The organism is Lysinibacillus sp. A4, assembly GCF_024919535.1.
GTDB classification, from domain to species: domain Bacteria; phylum Bacillota; class Bacilli; order Bacillales_A; family Planococcaceae; genus Lysinibacillus; species Lysinibacillus capsici.
The window spans coordinates 161,388-176,468 of record NZ_JANWTB010000009.1; the positions used below are offsets into that span (position 1 = coordinate 161,388).

The 15,081-nt window shown below is 35.4% G+C and carries 16 protein-coding genes and 1 other RNA gene; 12 read left to right on the forward strand and 5 right to left on the reverse strand.

What is annotated here, in order from left to right:
- Positions 1-11: 11 nt before the first annotated feature.
- The 7 genes from NY607_RS18220 (at position 12) to ssrA (ending at position 5,847) form a co-directional block, all read left to right on the forward strand.
- On the forward strand, positions 12-761 hold the full coding sequence (locus NY607_RS18220) for an SDR family NAD(P)-dependent oxidoreductase (protein ID WP_009373217.1): 750 nt from the start codon (positions 12-14) through the stop codon (positions 759-761).
- Positions 754-1,230: a PCC domain-containing protein gene (locus NY607_RS18225; RefSeq protein ID WP_054549532.1), complete on the forward strand. Its 477-nt coding sequence runs from the start codon at positions 754-756 to the stop codon at positions 1,228-1,230. Before NY607_RS18220 ends, NY607_RS18225 begins: the two co-directional genes overlap by 8 nt.
- Positions 1,231-1,241: 11 nt before the next feature.
- A complete protein-coding gene (locus tag NY607_RS18230) occupies positions 1,242-2,723 on the forward strand; it encodes a class I adenylate-forming enzyme family protein (RefSeq protein WP_259420098.1) in 1,482 nt (493 codons plus the stop codon).
- A complete protein-coding gene (locus tag NY607_RS18235) occupies positions 2,720-3,853 on the forward strand; it encodes a thiolase C-terminal domain-containing protein (protein WP_112116596.1) in 1,134 nt (377 codons plus the stop codon). Before NY607_RS18230 ends, NY607_RS18235 begins: the two co-directional genes overlap by 4 nt.
- 3 nt (positions 3,854-3,856) lie before the next feature.
- Entirely contained in the window at positions 3,857-4,165 is a 309-nt protein-coding gene (locus tag NY607_RS18240; protein ID WP_237898635.1) for a Zn-ribbon domain-containing OB-fold protein, read from the forward strand.
- A gap of 208 nt (positions 4,166-4,373) precedes the next feature.
- Entirely contained in the window at positions 4,374-5,297 is a 924-nt protein-coding gene (locus NY607_RS18245; RefSeq protein WP_131521159.1) for a DMT family transporter, read from the forward strand.
- A gap of 194 nt (positions 5,298-5,491) precedes the next feature.
- Positions 5,492-5,847, forward strand: a transfer-messenger RNA (tmRNA) gene (gene ssrA, locus NY607_RS18250).
- A 131-nt stretch (positions 5,848-5,978) separates the two neighbouring features.
- On the opposite strand, the gene NY607_RS18255 is transcribed toward ssrA, so the two are convergent.
- Positions 5,979-7,115: a site-specific integrase gene (locus tag NY607_RS18255; protein ID WP_259420099.1), complete on the reverse strand. Its 1,137-nt coding sequence runs from the start codon at positions 7,113-7,115 to the stop codon at positions 5,979-5,981.
- A gap of 238 nt (positions 7,116-7,353) precedes the next feature.
- On the opposite strand from NY607_RS18255, the gene NY607_RS18260 reads away from it, so the two are divergent.
- The gene (locus tag NY607_RS18260; RefSeq protein ID WP_259420100.1) at positions 7,354-7,722 is read left to right on the forward strand and encodes a cyclic-phosphate processing receiver domain-containing protein; all 369 of its coding nucleotides are present in this window, start codon (positions 7,354-7,356) and stop codon (positions 7,720-7,722) included.
- A gap of 171 nt (positions 7,723-7,893) precedes the next feature.
- On the opposite strand, the gene NY607_RS18265 is transcribed toward NY607_RS18260, so the two are convergent.
- Both NY607_RS18265 and NY607_RS18270 read right to left on the reverse strand, forming a co-directional pair.
- Complete coding sequence (locus tag NY607_RS18265; protein WP_259420101.1) at positions 7,894-8,562, reverse strand: site-specific integrase; 669 nt, start codon at positions 8,560-8,562, stop codon at positions 7,894-7,896.
- A gap of 76 nt (positions 8,563-8,638) precedes the next feature.
- Entirely contained in the window at positions 8,639-8,788 is a 150-nt protein-coding gene (locus tag NY607_RS18270; protein WP_259420102.1) for a hypothetical protein, read from the reverse strand.
- Positions 8,789-9,164: 376 nt separating this feature from the next.
- On the opposite strand from NY607_RS18270, the gene NY607_RS18275 reads away from it, so the two are divergent.
- Complete coding sequence (locus NY607_RS18275) at positions 9,165-9,311, forward strand: hypothetical protein (RefSeq protein ID WP_259420103.1); 147 nt, start codon at positions 9,165-9,167, stop codon at positions 9,309-9,311.
- A 237-nt stretch (positions 9,312-9,548) separates the two neighbouring features.
- On the opposite strand, the gene NY607_RS18280 is transcribed toward NY607_RS18275, so the two are convergent.
- A complete protein-coding gene (locus tag NY607_RS18280; RefSeq protein WP_259420104.1) occupies positions 9,549-10,184 on the reverse strand; it encodes a hypothetical protein in 636 nt (211 codons plus the stop codon).
- A 239-nt stretch (positions 10,185-10,423) separates the two neighbouring features.
- Positions 10,424-12,529, reverse strand: a complete 2,106-nt coding sequence (locus NY607_RS18285) for a hypothetical protein (protein ID WP_259420105.1) — start codon at positions 12,527-12,529, stop codon at positions 10,424-10,426.
- A 568-nt stretch (positions 12,530-13,097) separates the two neighbouring features.
- Here NY607_RS18285 and NY607_RS18290 point away from each other — a divergent pair.
- The 3 genes from NY607_RS18290 (at position 13,098) to NY607_RS18300 (ending at position 14,650) form a co-directional block, all read left to right on the forward strand.
- Positions 13,098-13,220, forward strand: coding sequence for a hypothetical protein (locus NY607_RS18290; RefSeq protein WP_259420106.1), 123 nt, complete (start codon positions 13,098-13,100; stop codon positions 13,218-13,220).
- Between the two features lie 592 nt (positions 13,221-13,812).
- Entirely contained in the window at positions 13,813-14,154 is a 342-nt protein-coding gene (locus tag NY607_RS18295; RefSeq protein ID WP_259420107.1) for a hypothetical protein, read from the forward strand.
- 214 nt (positions 14,155-14,368) lie between these two features.
- The gene (locus NY607_RS18300; RefSeq protein WP_259420108.1) at positions 14,369-14,650 is read left to right on the forward strand and encodes a hypothetical protein; all 282 of its coding nucleotides are present in this window, start codon (positions 14,369-14,371) and stop codon (positions 14,648-14,650) included.
- Positions 14,651-15,081: the final 431 nt, after the last annotated feature.

Below are 15,081 nucleotides of genomic sequence, written 5' to 3' on the forward strand. Positions count from 1 at the left end.
AGGGGAAAACTATGATGACATTAAAAGATGATGTAGCGATTGTTACAGGAGCAGCAAGTGGGATTGGACAAGCAGTTGCGGTCCAGCTTTCAAAGCAAGGGGTACATGTTGTTTTAGTTGACTTAAATTCATGTGAGAAGACAATTGAAAAACTAGCACATGATAGCTATTTAGAATGCTTAGGAGATATTCGTGATGCAGAGTTTGTGAAAGCAACAGTCAATCGCACAGTTGAAAAGTATGGAGAGATTCATATTTTGGTGAACAATGCTGGGACATGTAGTCGCAAAAATATTGAAACAATGACTTTTGAGGAATGGTCGCGTGATCTTGATACGAACTTAAAAGCAACATTTATGTTTACCCAGGCATGTGTGTACCCACATATGAAGGATGCTCAATATGGTCGGATTATTAATATTAGCTCAGTTTCAGGTTTAAACGGTGGTGTTACATCTGGTGAAGATGGTACAGGTCGATCAGGTCCAGCTTATGCTGCCTCAAAAGGAGGGGTAATTGCCCTTACGAAATGGGTAGCAAAAGAGCTTGGCCCACTTAATATTACTTGTAACTCCGTGGCACCAGGCGCAACCTTAACAGGTATTACAACAGGGGTTCCATACAATTTAGATCAGCAGGTTATTAAGCGTATCGGCACACCTGATGATATTGCAAGTGCTGTCTTATACTTTGCATCGAGGGAGGCTAGCTATGCAACTGCTCAGGTGTTAAAGGTAGATGGAGGGATTAGTATTGGATAATTCTCGTTGGCAAGCTTTGTATGACCGACCTACGGATAGAATTATCGGAAGATTGAAAGCAGGAACGGATTTATTTACTGGGATGAAAGAGGTTTGCAATCACTTTGGGGTAAAGGGAGGGCAATTTCAATGCATGGGATCCCTAAAGCAGGCTACCTATGTCCAAGTTCAAAGAGGTGAAAAGCAAGGGACCATTGTTTATTCACCAAAACGGCAAACTACCTCTCCGGTCGAACTTATTTCTGGTTTAGGGTTTATTGGGATAGATATGGAGACGAATGATTTAGATATTCATTTCCATGGATCTTTTGTCGATTGTGATCAACATTTTACTGGTGGACATTTTCTTGAAGGAGAAAATGAAATCGCTATCACAGTCGAATTCATCCTCTATCCATTAAGAGAGGCGATACCGAAAAGACGGAAGGATCAACAATTTGGGGTTCTAATTTTTCATTTTGATGAATAGGGGGAAGATAAATGAGTACAATTGGCCAATTAGCACTGAAATCGGCTCGAGCGTATCCAGATAAAATAGCAGTTAAATTCAAAGATCGTGCGATTTCCTATGCCGATTTGATGGAACGTGCCTATGCACTAACAGCTTATTTTAAAAGCCTTAACTTACAAAAAGGAGAGCGCGTAGGTATTTTAATGTCAAATCGATTAGAGCATATAGAGCTTGATGTAGCTGTTTCTTTATATGGTCTTATTAAAGTCCCACTTAATTACCGCTTGCATCCGAAAGAACATGAGTATCAGGTGAAGGATTCAGGTATCAGTCTGATGATTGGTGAAAAATCATTAATTGATCCGCTACAAATTGACTTTCCAATTCTTTATTGTGGAGAACCGTATGAGCTAGTCGTGAAACAGTTTAAAGGACAGTCCCATGAAAATGAAGTGGAAGAAAATGATACGATGGCCATTATGTATACTTCAGGAACGACAGGTAATCCGAAGGGCGTTATGCTATCACATCGCAATATGGTTAGTGGAGCCCTATCCTTAGCAATAGCGTGTGAAGTTGACTATACGGATATGCTCGGTCACGTCGCACCACTGACACACGGGGCAAACTTTTTAAGTCATGTGGCATGGCTCTATGGCTTAACACAAGTTATTTACGATAAATTTGAGCCAGAGCAATTTGTTCATTTATTAGAGCAGGACCGTATTTCAATCATTTTCCTAGTCCCAACGATGGTCAACCTTATGATTCAGCACGATCAGTTCAACCCGCAGAAGCTTCGTACCATTAAGTCGATTAATATGGCAGGCTCACCGATCGCTGCCGCTAAGTTGCAAGAGGCACTAGACAAAGTAGGAACAAAATTTGTAGAAACCTATGGTCAAGTAGAGGGACCGATGTGCATTTCTATGATGCCACGCGAGGATTTACCATCTCGCCTTGATTCATGTGGTAGAATTGGACCATTTGTTGATGTGAAAATCGTGGATGCTGAGGGCAATGAATGTCCAGTAGGAGAAATAGGCGAAATTACGGCAAAGGGCCCGCTTATTATGCAAGGCTATTGGAATAACGAAAAGGCGACTGCCGAAACATTGCGTGATGGCTGGCTTCATACAGGCGATTTAGGCAAGCTAGATGAGCATGGCTACCTATCGATCGTGGACCGCAAAAAGGAGGTCATTATTTCAGGTGGTGTAAATATCTATCCGCGAGAAGTAGAGGAAGTGTTGAACAAGCATGAATTCGTCAAGGAAACATGTGTAATTGGTATTCCAGATGACAAATGGGGTGAATCCATTGTCGCCTATGTCGTGCCAAACGGCCGTGGAGAAATTGAGAAGGATGCTTTAATCGAGCTTTGTCAGCAACATTTAGCGAGCTTTAAAAAGCCAAAAGAAATTTTCGTAGTAGAAGCCCTACCAAAAAGCTCCTATGGGAAGATTTTAAAACGTGAGCTAGTAAAACAGCATATGGAGGTGACACAATGACGGTATATGTTCATAGTGTAAGCATGACGAAGTTCGGTAACAATGAAAATGCTTCATTGAAGGATTTAATGCTCACTGCTAGTCGAGAGGCGCTAGATGAGGCAAGAGACTTAAAAATCGATGCGGTTTTTGTTGGTAACTATATGGGAGGTAGCTTAGCCAATCAAGAAATTCTAGGTGCAATCGTAGCAAATGACCTAGGGCTCGGCCCCATCCCCACAGCCAAATTAGAGGGTGCCTGTGCATCAGGTGGTATTGCATTACGACAAGGTATTTTAGGTATATTAAGTGGCGAATATGAAAGCGTTTTAGTTGTTGGTGTAGAAAAAATGAAGCATGCCCCAACCGCCACTGTCACGCAATTTATTAACTCTGCAATGGATCAGACGACTAACGAACGTTATGCGGGTCTAACCTTCCCAGGATTTTTTGGTGTAGTCGCAAACCGCTATTTCCATGAGACAGGTGCAAATAAATCCCATTTAGCAAAATTAGCGTTGAAAAACCGTGAAAATGCATTGCAAAATCCATTAGCCCAATTCCAAAAACCAGCAACACTCGAAGAAATAATGAACGCACGCATGATTACCGATCCACTTGGCTTATTCGATTGTTCACCGATTACAGATGGAGCAGCAGCAGTTGTGTTATCTCGTAAGCCATCGGATATTAAAATAGTAGCATCTGCACAGGCGTCAGGACCGACAATGATGCAGGATGCCATTGATTTACTATCATTACCAGCGATTCGCATTTCAGGTCAGCAAGCCTATGAAAAAGCAGGGGTTGGTCCTGAGGATATTGATGTTGTGGAAATTCACGATTGCTTCTCCATGACAGAAATGTTGGCCATTGAAGAGCTTGGTTTTTTCCCGAAATTAGAAGGCTGGCTAGCTATTGAGCAAGGAAAAACGCGCGTGAACGGAGAAAAGCCTGTCAATACAAGCGGAGGGCTTTTATCAAGAGGACATCCTATTGGCGCAACAGGTGTGGCGCAGTTTTACCAATTAGTACTACAATTACGCGGACACGCACCAAACCAGCTAGAAAAACGACCGCGATTAGCACTTGCACAAAATTTAGGTGGCACTGGTTCTTATTCGGTAGTCCACATATTAGAAAGGGTGTAGCAGATGAAGGTTTATGAATGCTGTGGTGTAGAGTCAGTAACGAAAAAAGTGTATTGCAGCACCTGCCGCCAAGAAATTAAAAACGAACGAGAAGTCCCAGATGAGGGAACCGTGTACAGCTTTACGGTCATTCATATTGCACCAGCAGAATATGCCCATTTGGCACCGTATACTGTGGCACTAGTACAGCTAAATGATTCAACAGCCAAGCTAACAGTGCGTATTCAAGAAAGTGTCCAAATCGGTGACCTCGTACAGCTAGATGAAATGAAAGATGGAACATACATGTATCAAAAGGTGAGAACTGCTTAAGGATGGGGATGAAGTATGGTAGGCTGTTTGGAAGGCGATGTCTTTCCTGGCGGCCTACTTTCTTATGAATAGTCTACTAGACTTATTATAAATGCTACTTTATTGAGGGGAATTTCAATTTGGGTCCTGCTGCAGGTGTTAGCCTGATGTCCCATTGAACATAGAGAGGCTACTTATCTTGCGATCGAATAAAACAGGAGGTGATGACTTGGCAAATGCAAAGGTTTATTCCATTTTAGTTTTCGTTATGTTTCTTTGGGGCATGAATGTTACATGGCTAAAAGTAATTGTTTCCAATGGCGATCCATTAACGATACAAACGGCGCGTATTTTTCTTGCAGCTATTACGATTTTTATTATTTTAAAGCTAACGAAGCAGCCGCTTTATGTAAAAGGAATGCCATTTAAGTACATATTCATTGGTTGTTTTTTCGGCGTCATTTGTCACCATGTCTTTTTAGCATATGGCATCGTTCAAACAACAGCCATGAAAACAGCCATTATTAGTGGCTTAAGTCCACTTTTCACGGCACTTATTGCCGTATTATTTAAAGACACGGTTATGACAAAATCTAAATTAATTGGCTTTGCACTTGGTGGAGTTGGCGTGCTATTCGCAGTGGTGGACGACATTACCGAGCTAACGAATTTACAGCTAGGTGATTTTCTCGTCTTTATGTCATTCTTTTTGCAGGCCTTTAGCTTTATTGCAATTCGCCGTGCCACGGAAGTCATCTCTCCCATGCTGATGACAGGCTGGATGCTTCTCATAGGCTCATCACTCTTATTAATTTTCACATTCGCTACAAGCCTTCGAAGCTACGGGGCTTTTGTATCCTTCAGCCCTTTCATATGGCTCGTATTTTTCATGTCTGCTATTTTAGCCACTTCGATCGGACATACACTATATAACTTATGTATAAAACACATTGGTGCAGCGGAATCCGCAATTTTTGTGAATTTCAATACCATATTCGCACTCATTGGAGCGGCCTTATTTTTACATGAAATCATTACACTGCAGCAATTTATCGGCAGTTTAATTATTATTTCAGGCGTTATAATCGGCACAAGCAATTTAGAGGAAAGACTTCTTCAAAGGAAAAAAAATCGCGATAAACTAGAATGTTAGAAAAGTAGAGATGCTCAACTTTTCCAAGGCTTCTATAAGAACGCTGATCCAACTTATAAAGTGTCTCTACTTGATGTTTTAAGCTATTTATTTTATAATAGTAACACATGCCAGTGAGCATCTACTCATACGATGTTCATTTACAACCTGCCTTGTGCAGCGTTGTCCGAACGGTTTATAACCGGATTATATCCGGGGACGTTACGGATTCGACAGGGATGGTTCAAGCTTTGGTCGCGCGTCGGAGGGCTCGGCTCCGTCATCAACGACAGTTATATAATAACTGGCAAACAACAAAACTTAGCTTTCGCAGCGTAAGCTCGTAAGCGCTCTGCCTCTCTATCGCCCATGTAGAGAACGTGGGGCCCAACTTTAGTGGGATACGGTCGATGGTGCCACCTGAGTCATCGGCAAGAGATTTCCAGGTTAGCGTACAGGACGCCTGTTTGTCGGCATAATGTTACGTGAATCGTAAATAGGCAAACTACACGCGTAGAAGCTGAAGTATTGGAGTTTCTGGACGCGGGTTCGACTCCCGCCGTCTCCATACATATATTTTCTAGAGTTGTCTAGAGTGGTCAAAACCCTTGTATATCAAGGGTTTTTTCTTTTTAGTTGTACTGAGTTTTCTGGGCTTTTTATCGAAAACTGGTCAAAAATCTGGTCACTTTTGGGTCAAATTTATGAGTTCAAGTACGTAACAAATTTATTAATTGTTTCGTTTTTTGCACGCTTTGATAGGTGCGTATAAATGTTGAGCGTTGTTTGCACATCTGTGTGACCTAATCGTTCTTGTACTTCTTTGACACTTGCACCCGCTTCGAAAAGCAAAGAGCAGTGCACATGTCGAAAAGAATGGACATGTGTGTAAGGTAAGTTGTATTTATCGATAATTTTCATAAGCCATCTTCTAGGAATTGTTTGCTGCAAGAACTTATTTTGTTCGTTAGCAAACATTAACTGATTTTTGTCACTAACTTTTGGAAACTTTTGTAGTTGAAGTTGCTTCCATTCAGATAAGATGTGACATGTTTCATCATCGATTAAAAGCTGGCGTATCGTATCGGTTTTCGTTGATTTGATATAAAGCTTGTTTTTTTTACCTCTTGAAAGAGCTTTTGTAATGAGCAGTTCCTTTGTATCGAAATTTATATCTGCCCAGGTTAATGCAAGAGCCTCTCCTTTACGAATACCTGAAAAAGCAAGCAGGTAGTAAAATGCGGTTATTTGAGCGTTACCATATTGCTTTAAGCATTGAAGAAAGTTAATTAGCTGCTCTTTTGAATAATAGTTGACCTCGGTATCTAATACAGCAGAGGTTTTGATTTTTGGAAGATCCACTAGCTTGAATGGATTAGAACTGATGTACTCACGCTTAATAGCAAAATCAATTACTTTAGAAGCGTAAGTTTTAACCATTCGAAATCTTTTTAGTTTCAAGGAACAGTCATCAACGAAGCCTTGGCAGATTGCTATACTCAATTTCTCAATTCGGTAGTGACCTAATGCAGGTAGAATATGATTCCTGAAAATTCCTATTGTTTTGACAAAGGTACTTTCTTCAACCGTTCTTTCGTAGTGCTGAATCCAGACATTATATAGATCCTCGTATGTTTCAGTTATAGGCTTCTTATATTCCCCTTTACTAACTTCGACTCTTAATTGAGCTAAAGTGAGACTAGCCTCTTTTTTTGTTTGAAAGCCGCGTCTAGTAACGTGAATTTGTTTGCCTGTTAGGCTATCTATTCCTAAATAAAGCTTAAACATGTAGTAGGTCTTGCCATCTTTTTTTGTATATGATTTAATAGGGTCTTTCATTAATATGCCTCCTAGAACCATACAGGGAAACTAGGGTACAGTTAATGCTGCGATTAACTATATTGTAAGTATAGCTTATAAAAAATGGTTTCCCAATGAATAAACTTCCTTTATTTTGGGAGCCTTTAAGGGAGAAATAATGGTGGTAGCAAAAAGGCTATTCGTAATTAGTGGTTGAATGTTTGCAAAATCTTTTATTACACTACACAATTGAAACAAACGATGCATTAAGGGTGTGATGATTTTGGGTACACAAAAGATAAATCTTTATGTTGATGATTTAAGAGATTGTCCGAGTGGTTTTGTCGTGGCAAGAACGTTTCAAGAAGCAATTCACTTACTTGAAAATCACGAAGTAGATATCCTTTCTCTTGACCATGATTTAGGAGAGGATCTAAAAGGTAATTTATTGCCAACAGGTTATGACTTAGTTAAATATATTTGTGAAAAAGGGTTACGGGCAAATAAAATATATCTTCATACGGATAACCCAGTTGGTAGAGAGAATATGTATCAAACATTGCAGGGGGCAAGGCGAAGAGGCTTCATTGATTCAGATATTGAAATTTACCACTATCCGATTACTAAAAATAAGTACTCTGGTTAGTTATTTGCAAAACATTATTAGCACATTCCATCAAAATTATTGAGTGCTCAATGGCAATCAAATAAAGTATTCCATTACTTATTGTGAAACCCTGTAAAAATAGAGAAAGAACAAGTGCCAAAATACAATTAAATGTACTTTAGCACGGATTGAGATTCAATTAACAATCATTTATACAGTTTGATTAAATGACTTTACTAATATATTGCCTAATTCAGGGATGCAATGAATATACAAATCTATTGTTGTTTTTATATTTGTGTGACCTAAGAGGTGTTGGATAAATTCAACATCTTTTGTTTGGTAATACATGCGAGCAGCACAAGTGTGACGTAAACCGTGAACTGGAACAAGTTTTAGTCCGTGTTGAGTTTGGAACTTTTTTAACCAAGTGATTAATTTGTAGTTATTGTAAAAGGTATTTTTACTGTTTGTGAAGATAAGCTGCTTTTCGCCTTGATGCTCAAGATTTTGCAACTTTAATTGCTCTGCTTGTAGTTCCTGCCATTTAAATAATGCTTGCAAAGTTTCTTCATCAATATCAAGCGTTCTTTCATACGAGTTCTTCTTACTTTTAATATTAGGCTTATTCCATTCGTCCGTACCAACTGCTTGATGAATACGGATTTTTTTGTTTTGAAAATCAATGTCTTGCCATTGCAGTGCAAGAAGTTCCCCTTTGCGTAAACCTAAATTTACAAACACTAGAAAAATTGCGATTTTTGAAATATCATCTGTAGCTTTCAACTTTTGAATGAACTCGTCCGATTCATCTGGTGTATAGAATAATTTTTCAATTTGATTTTTTGTACCTTTAACAGCTTTGTTCATTGTTGTCATTAAAATGATCTCCTTTTGTGTTTTCTATTATTTTTTTATTCTTGTATATTGGTTAAAAAGTGATTAACTTTCGTTTTTAGGAATCGCTCGCTTCGACAAAGTTAACTATCGTTACACCTCTAATCAATAAGCATTTTTCAAAGATTTGTTCAAAGTTATTATCAAGAGTAAATTCAAGCTCTGTTACAATGTGCTTTTCAAGGTTTTGTGTAGTTAAGTTTTCCATTTGTTTGTTCCTCCGTAATAGATAGTAAGTGTTATTAAGCAATGAAGGTTGCTAAAGTGTTAATATCCTACTCTATAAATTTGCAGATAAGATAATAACAAAAAAAGTGTGGGACACATCAAATCAGCTATTTATCAGCTTTTTAAGTCGGACAGAATTTAGAATTTAGATAATTAAAATTGTTTACTTCTGAACATTTGAATTAGGTAGCAATGTTGTTTAATTGAAAACTTAGGATTCGAAGAGAGGGGATTATGGAGAATTGTTCGTTATGTAATTTAGAGTTCTAACAGACAAAAATATTATCTTAAGTAATAGGAATTGTATATTTCTGTAATTAGATCTTGCACGCATAAATTCTAAAAAGGGTGTTTAGTTGGAAGGAGTATGCATCACAGTACCAAAAATACATAGTGAGAAAGCATTTGATTTATCGGCAGAAGAATATAATGCAACCTATACACTTCTCTTGTTGACTTGGAATAAAGATTTATTAAACGCAGCCATAAATGATGACTTTTAACGTTAAGGAATCGGCTGTATATGCAAGATTTTATTCAAAATATGTTCCGGTGTAATTTCTTTCGAATAGCATTGAAAGCTTTATTGTATCTAAGTTCAAACGATCCTGCATAAAAAGGTGTATTTGATTGGAATATTAAAAAACACTTAAAACATTGATGTAACAACATTTTAAGTGTTCCTTTGTATCCCCAAACTTTGATTTGGGAACGTTTTTTTGTATAGATTGATTTTCGTGCTATTTATTGTTTAATTCCATTACAGCGATGGCTGCCTTTAATCGTCTATCTGGATCATCGCTATTTATTTCATCTTTAATTATTTTCATTGCATCAATTACTAATGAATTTAATTCATCTTCGATTAAAGAAATTTCATTAAATTCATCCGACAAATCATTTATCCCGATACCTTGCTTTTGATTTAAATATTTAATAAATATTGATCTATGTTTAGCCATATCTATTAACCCTAATTGCGATTTTATAGATACTTGGATTGCTTCAGGAAGCTCATTACGATTAAATGGTTCTCCGTCAAATAGCCATTCTACTTTACGTTGATGCTCGAACTTTTGAGAATTCGGATCGAAATAATAATCACTTTTTATAATACCTGTGTAAAATACATCATTGTATGGAACGATGCAATAATCACCTATTTTCATTTGATTAACAAAGCGATCTAATAATCCTACTTTTAAACTTGCATCTCTAGGCATTAAATTTGCCTGGGCTACTACATTTTCAACATCTTTTTTAGTTGAACATCCTGTTAAATCTCCAATGCCCCAATGTACAGCAATAATATTATCCTCTAAGAACTCTGTCATACGGTCTGTTTGATCTGGAAAAGCTCTAACCATCCATAACATAAATCATCATCCCTTTCATTTAACTTAATTAAATACTAACTCTTTAATGTGAAATAATCAAGTTTTTTTTTACATTCATAAAAAAAGACTAACTTATTAACTTAGTAATATCCATAAAAAAAGCGATAATTACTGTTAAATCAGTATTTATCGCTTTCAACGTGTTCCCAAATTGAGATTTGAGAACGTTATTTTGTATGAAGTTGTATGATTTATAAATCTTTTTTCAGCAAACGATTCTAAATATAACGTACATACATATCTGTGACGAATTTTATAGCATCATTTAAAGATTTATTAAAGGCTTCAATATATTCATCTTTAAATAATAAAGGTAATTCAACTCTTAATTGTGTATTTTTAAGGAATTCATTGTAAATTTGGCTGTAACCAAATTTATTGGCTCTTGCTTGTTGTAATGCTTTGTCATAAAGGAGTACAGCAGTAAATTTATTTTTTGAATAATATAAGTAGCGTTGTTTGATAAGCTTTAGAATTTCGGCATTATCTTCTTCAGAGAATTTTCCACCTTTGAATGAGATATATTCCGAACTAATAAGAAAATCTAAAAGTTCATCTGTTAATATATTTTTAAAAAGCCCTGGAAATTCAACATATATATTTTTAATCCCACTACTATATGCGTAGTAACTTTCATCTTTTATATTTGAACTGTAACCATAGCCTTCTTTTAAACGTAACACCAACGCTTCATAACTCTTTCCGTGGATAACTTTCCCCATTTCTTTTGCAATATTAGCAAGTACTTTTAAAAATACGTTTTCTACAACAACTGGATTTTCTAACTGTAATGAGAATACATTATTTGATTTATGTTCATTAAATTCCCAATATATATCTAAGTCTCCATCAATATTGAATTCAAACCTACTATAATTACTTCTTAACTCTAATGAATTAATTAGTAATTTAAATATGTTTTTAATTGCATTACCTGCATTATAATCTTCCCAAAGTTCATCAGGTAAGTCATTCACTAACGCACAAGGAATTGTATATAGAATATCTGACTTAATTTTAGCATTCTCTAATATATCTAATCGTAAGCTTTCTGATTTTTCATCTACTGCCAAAATTATCTGATCTTTAGATAACTGTTTTTTAACTGAAGGCTGTGAAAATCTACCTTTATTCAATGAAGGTTTATTTAATTGTTCAATGAATAAATCAACCTTGTTTTGTAGTAAAACAATAGGAATATTTTTTTTGTAATTTTTCAAACCTTGCTTATAAACTTCACGTAATTTATAAGTGTTAGTATCAGATTCTAAAGGGGCCAACAGTACAGACAGGTCGAATTTTTGGTCATACAAGAGATTTTGGAAGTATTGAGTTTGATCACTATCTATATCATGGAATAATCCTCTTGAGTCGAGCAAGCATACAGTTATATCACCATTTTTGTTAAGTAATCGTTCATTCTTATCTAGGTCACTGATAATCTCACTAACATAGTCATTTAATGGTGAATAAATAAGAATTTCTGACGCCAAAACCTCAATAGATAATTGATTCCCTTCTGCTACATTATTATCTGTGAAGAAATGTTCGATAAAGAAGCTAGAGTCTTCAAGTTTATCTAAATCTATTGTGTTAAAGTAAAAACCATCTTTTGAAATATTATTTTTATCGAAAAATTCAAAAAATAATGACTCTAAATATTCGTTTATTTTGTCTAAAATTTCATAGTAATTTGGAATTTGAATTTCATTGAATTTTATAGAAACATTATTAAAAACGTTGTTCTTTAAAAGATTTGATCGAATTTTAGAATCTTTAAGTTCAAGTTCATTTTTAGCACTATTGTAAATTTCAAAACTATGATTTTGAAAGAATTTTATTTCTTGAAATTTCGAAACAATTTTATCAATAATTTCATTAATAGTACTTTTAGATAAAAGTTTTAAGACAGCTTTTGTATTGTCGTTAGAATTAAAAATTAAGTTAATAGATTCTTTAAATTTATTATAGAATTCCGATTCCGTAGCCTTAAAATTTGCACCTAGATTAACAATTACATCTGAAACAGACTCGATAATGATTTTATTATTATAAAAATCTTTATCTATGAATTCCTCATTAGGTTTAATTGCTACAACTACAGAGTCTTTCAACCACTCAGCGTTACTGTAAATTAATTTTCTATTTCTTAAAGTTGTATTAGTAGTACCAATTATTAATTGAAAAAGTTCATCAGCCCTTTCATCAGAAAATAAGGCCGTAAATAAACTTTTTCCGTTCCCTGTACCACCAATTGTTGCAATAGTAGCAGCAAATTGATTTAATTCTCGATTTCTAAGACTTTCTTTTACTTGTGGTGTCATATTAATTCCTCCTTCATTTTCAAATAAAAAAATCCGTAACTCTCCTCATAAGAAGATTACGGATTTAATAATATCTACGAAAACGAAATAGATAATTAAATAAACGTTCTTCATAACTGATAGAGGATTATTTTCATAAGCGGGTAAGCTTATCTACTTTTCCAAGTTATGGATTAATTTTATAAAATACTACCATATAAGTTTTTTTGTGTCAAATTAAAACTGTAAAGATTTTAAACTGATGAGGGGATGTGAATTAACGTCCTCTCAATCTAATATAAGTGGGTTTCGTTACGCTCACTTTTTTAATTAATAATTTGATAATACTAGAACTGAATGTGGAGGTTATCAGATAGTTAACTCTTTGAACATTCCCAAAGCGTCGTTTGGTAACTTTTCTTTGAGATTCTATTTATATATTATCACCATACAAAACAAGTGGATCGAACGGTCTTCTTTAAAATGATTTTTCGCAGCATCTCAGAGAGTTATTTAATGTTAAAATTGAATCAACCTTGTCTTAAAGGAGAATTTTAATGAAAAAGCTATACAGGAGGGAGGGACAAACATGGGCTTGAAACGTACTATAAAGAGAAAATCTACACAGCCTCACACAAAAGTAACTAATTTTGGATATGATAACACGATTAAGAAAATTGATAAGGCGATTGCTCTGCTTGAACGAAAATAGCTCAATTAGTAAGCTTCGAAATAAAGGATAATATTTACTTACAAATCAAAGTGCCCAAAGCACGTTTGGGTACTTTGATTTGTTTAACGATGTAAATCCTCATAAATCTGACAGAACTCCTTGTAAGACTCTCTAAAAATCAAATCGGTGAGTGCCTTTTGCATGGAGTAACCGCAACTCTCATGCCTTCGATTTAAATTAAGCATAAAAAACTACGGATGTTCTATCATCCGTAATCACTTTCACTAAAAAGGTAAACCGCCCTCTCCCTCCAAGTTGAATAGTGGTTTACTTTTCTCGCTAATCGCTTTTGAAGCACTTTTAACATACCATAAAACGAACGTTTGCTCTACTTTATTTTCTGTATTTTATATTTTCTAGTGTTGGTCGGCTGTAACTATACGTACAATTTTTCCGTTTAGTTGTCAGTACCCCAGGTAAAATAAAATAGATTAAAAACACTCTTTTCCTATTTGTCTTGTGGAGAACGTTTAATATATTCGACAATCTAGTTTATTCACATACCAATTTAATATCGCGATTCAAAGCATGTAGAATGATAATACGAACACGTTATGAAAGGAGCGATTCTTTGCTAGCACAACAAATTAAGCACGATTTAGCAGTAGCACTACAAGACGAATTCAATACACATAAGCTGTACAAGCATGTGGCTCAGACGATACGAATGCTACTTGACGCTCAGCTAGATGAAAAACAATATGTAGAATGCCATTTTAATGACTACATGGTGAAAGCTGGGGTATTTAAGCGTTACGAAAATAATGAACTCTCTATTATTGTTCTTGTATTTCGAGAAAATATTAACGGTGAAATAATGATTCAACTAAATATCGCTGGCAATTGGTTAATCTTGTACAATCAGTTTTCAAATGCAATTATTGAGATTATTGATTGGCGAAAAATAGAGTAGATGCATATTTTGCATCTCTTTTTTTTGCTCAAAATGGGTAGGGGAGATCTAATACATGGATAAATACGAAGGGTGTATGCTGCTATTTATACTATAATAAAGTTAATTTCTAAACAATTAAAAACATGTCTTATGGTGTATTAGAGAATATCGCAGTACACTATTTTTATAATACAATAGAAGAAACATTAAATATTATAGAGGCGATTGTATTATGAAAGAAGAAACAAGAGACATGTTATTATATATTGCATCAGGCTTTTATTCGAGTATGCAACAAACCTCCAGATGCCTAGCTTACTTTTTTATCGTTTTCTATGTTCCGTATGTGCTCGCTCATTGGGTGATGGTAACATATGCACAGGTTGATCCGCTACAATTCATACACGTATATGCGTATACAGTGACGCTGGCATTCCCATTAATGATGATCGTATCGCATTACATTCCAATGGAGCTAAATTTTGAAACGATGCAATTTGAGGTCGTTGACTAAATGGCTCTCAGTTGAATCGGGAATTAACTTTAAAAACAAACTTATCTATCTTAATTCATCTCATGCTTATTGGTCATATAAGATTGATAAGCTTTTTTTATGATTATATACTGGCTATTGCTTTCCCTCTTCATTTTACATATGTATTAATCGTTCGGTCACTAGTATTGTAGAATCGCGGGGTGTAAGCTGTTGGTAAGGGCAAAGCAATGATGATGGCTATACGTTTTTCAACACTTATCGTTTCTGTAATTGCATTGTCATTTGCTATTACTAAAAAAATAAACCGCCCTCGCCCCCAAAGTGAACTGCACCCCGTCAAGTAGACAGTTGAAATAATAAAAAATGTATTAAGCGGCTTGAGTCCTGAATTCTAACGGACTTAAACCGCTTAATCGTTTCTGATAACGATAGTAATTATAAAAATGAAT

Excerpts from the sequence above, each read along its gene's own strand:
- NY607_RS18285 (WP_259420105.1), bottom strand. The coding sequence starts at position 12,529 with ATGACACCACAAGTAAAAGAAAGTCTTAGAAATCGAGAATTAAATCAA.
- NY607_RS18220 (WP_009373217.1), top strand. The coding sequence starts at position 12 with ATGATGACATTAAAAGATGATGTAGCGATTGTTACAGGAGCAGCAAGT.
- NY607_RS18235 (WP_112116596.1), top strand. The coding sequence starts at position 2,720 with ATGACGGTATATGTTCATAGTGTAAGCATGACGAAGTTCGGTAACAAT.
- NY607_RS18260 (WP_259420100.1), top strand. The coding sequence starts at position 7,354 with ATGATTTTGGGTACACAAAAGATAAATCTTTATGTTGATGATTTAAGA.
- NY607_RS18255 (WP_259420099.1), bottom strand. The coding sequence starts at position 7,115 with ATGAAAGACCCTATTAAATCATATACAAAAAAAGATGGCAAGACCTAC.
- NY607_RS18280 (WP_259420104.1), bottom strand. The coding sequence starts at position 10,184 with ATGTTATGGATGGTTAGAGCTTTTCCAGATCAAACAGACCGTATGACA.
- NY607_RS18240 (WP_237898635.1), top strand. The coding sequence starts at position 3,857 with ATGAAGGTTTATGAATGCTGTGGTGTAGAGTCAGTAACGAAAAAAGTG.
- NY607_RS18265 (WP_259420101.1), bottom strand. The coding sequence starts at position 8,562 with ATGACAACAATGAACAAAGCTGTTAAAGGTACAAAAAATCAAATTGAA.
- NY607_RS18290 (WP_259420106.1), top strand. The coding sequence starts at position 13,098 with ATGGGCTTGAAACGTACTATAAAGAGAAAATCTACACAGCCTCACACA.
- NY607_RS18300 (WP_259420108.1), top strand. The coding sequence starts at position 14,369 with ATGAAAGAAGAAACAAGAGACATGTTATTATATATTGCATCAGGCTTT.
- NY607_RS18270 (WP_259420102.1), bottom strand. The coding sequence starts at position 8,788 with ATGGAAAACTTAACTACACAAAACCTTGAAAAGCACATTGTAACAGAG.
- NY607_RS18230 (WP_259420098.1), top strand. The coding sequence starts at position 1,242 with ATGAGTACAATTGGCCAATTAGCACTGAAATCGGCTCGAGCGTATCCA.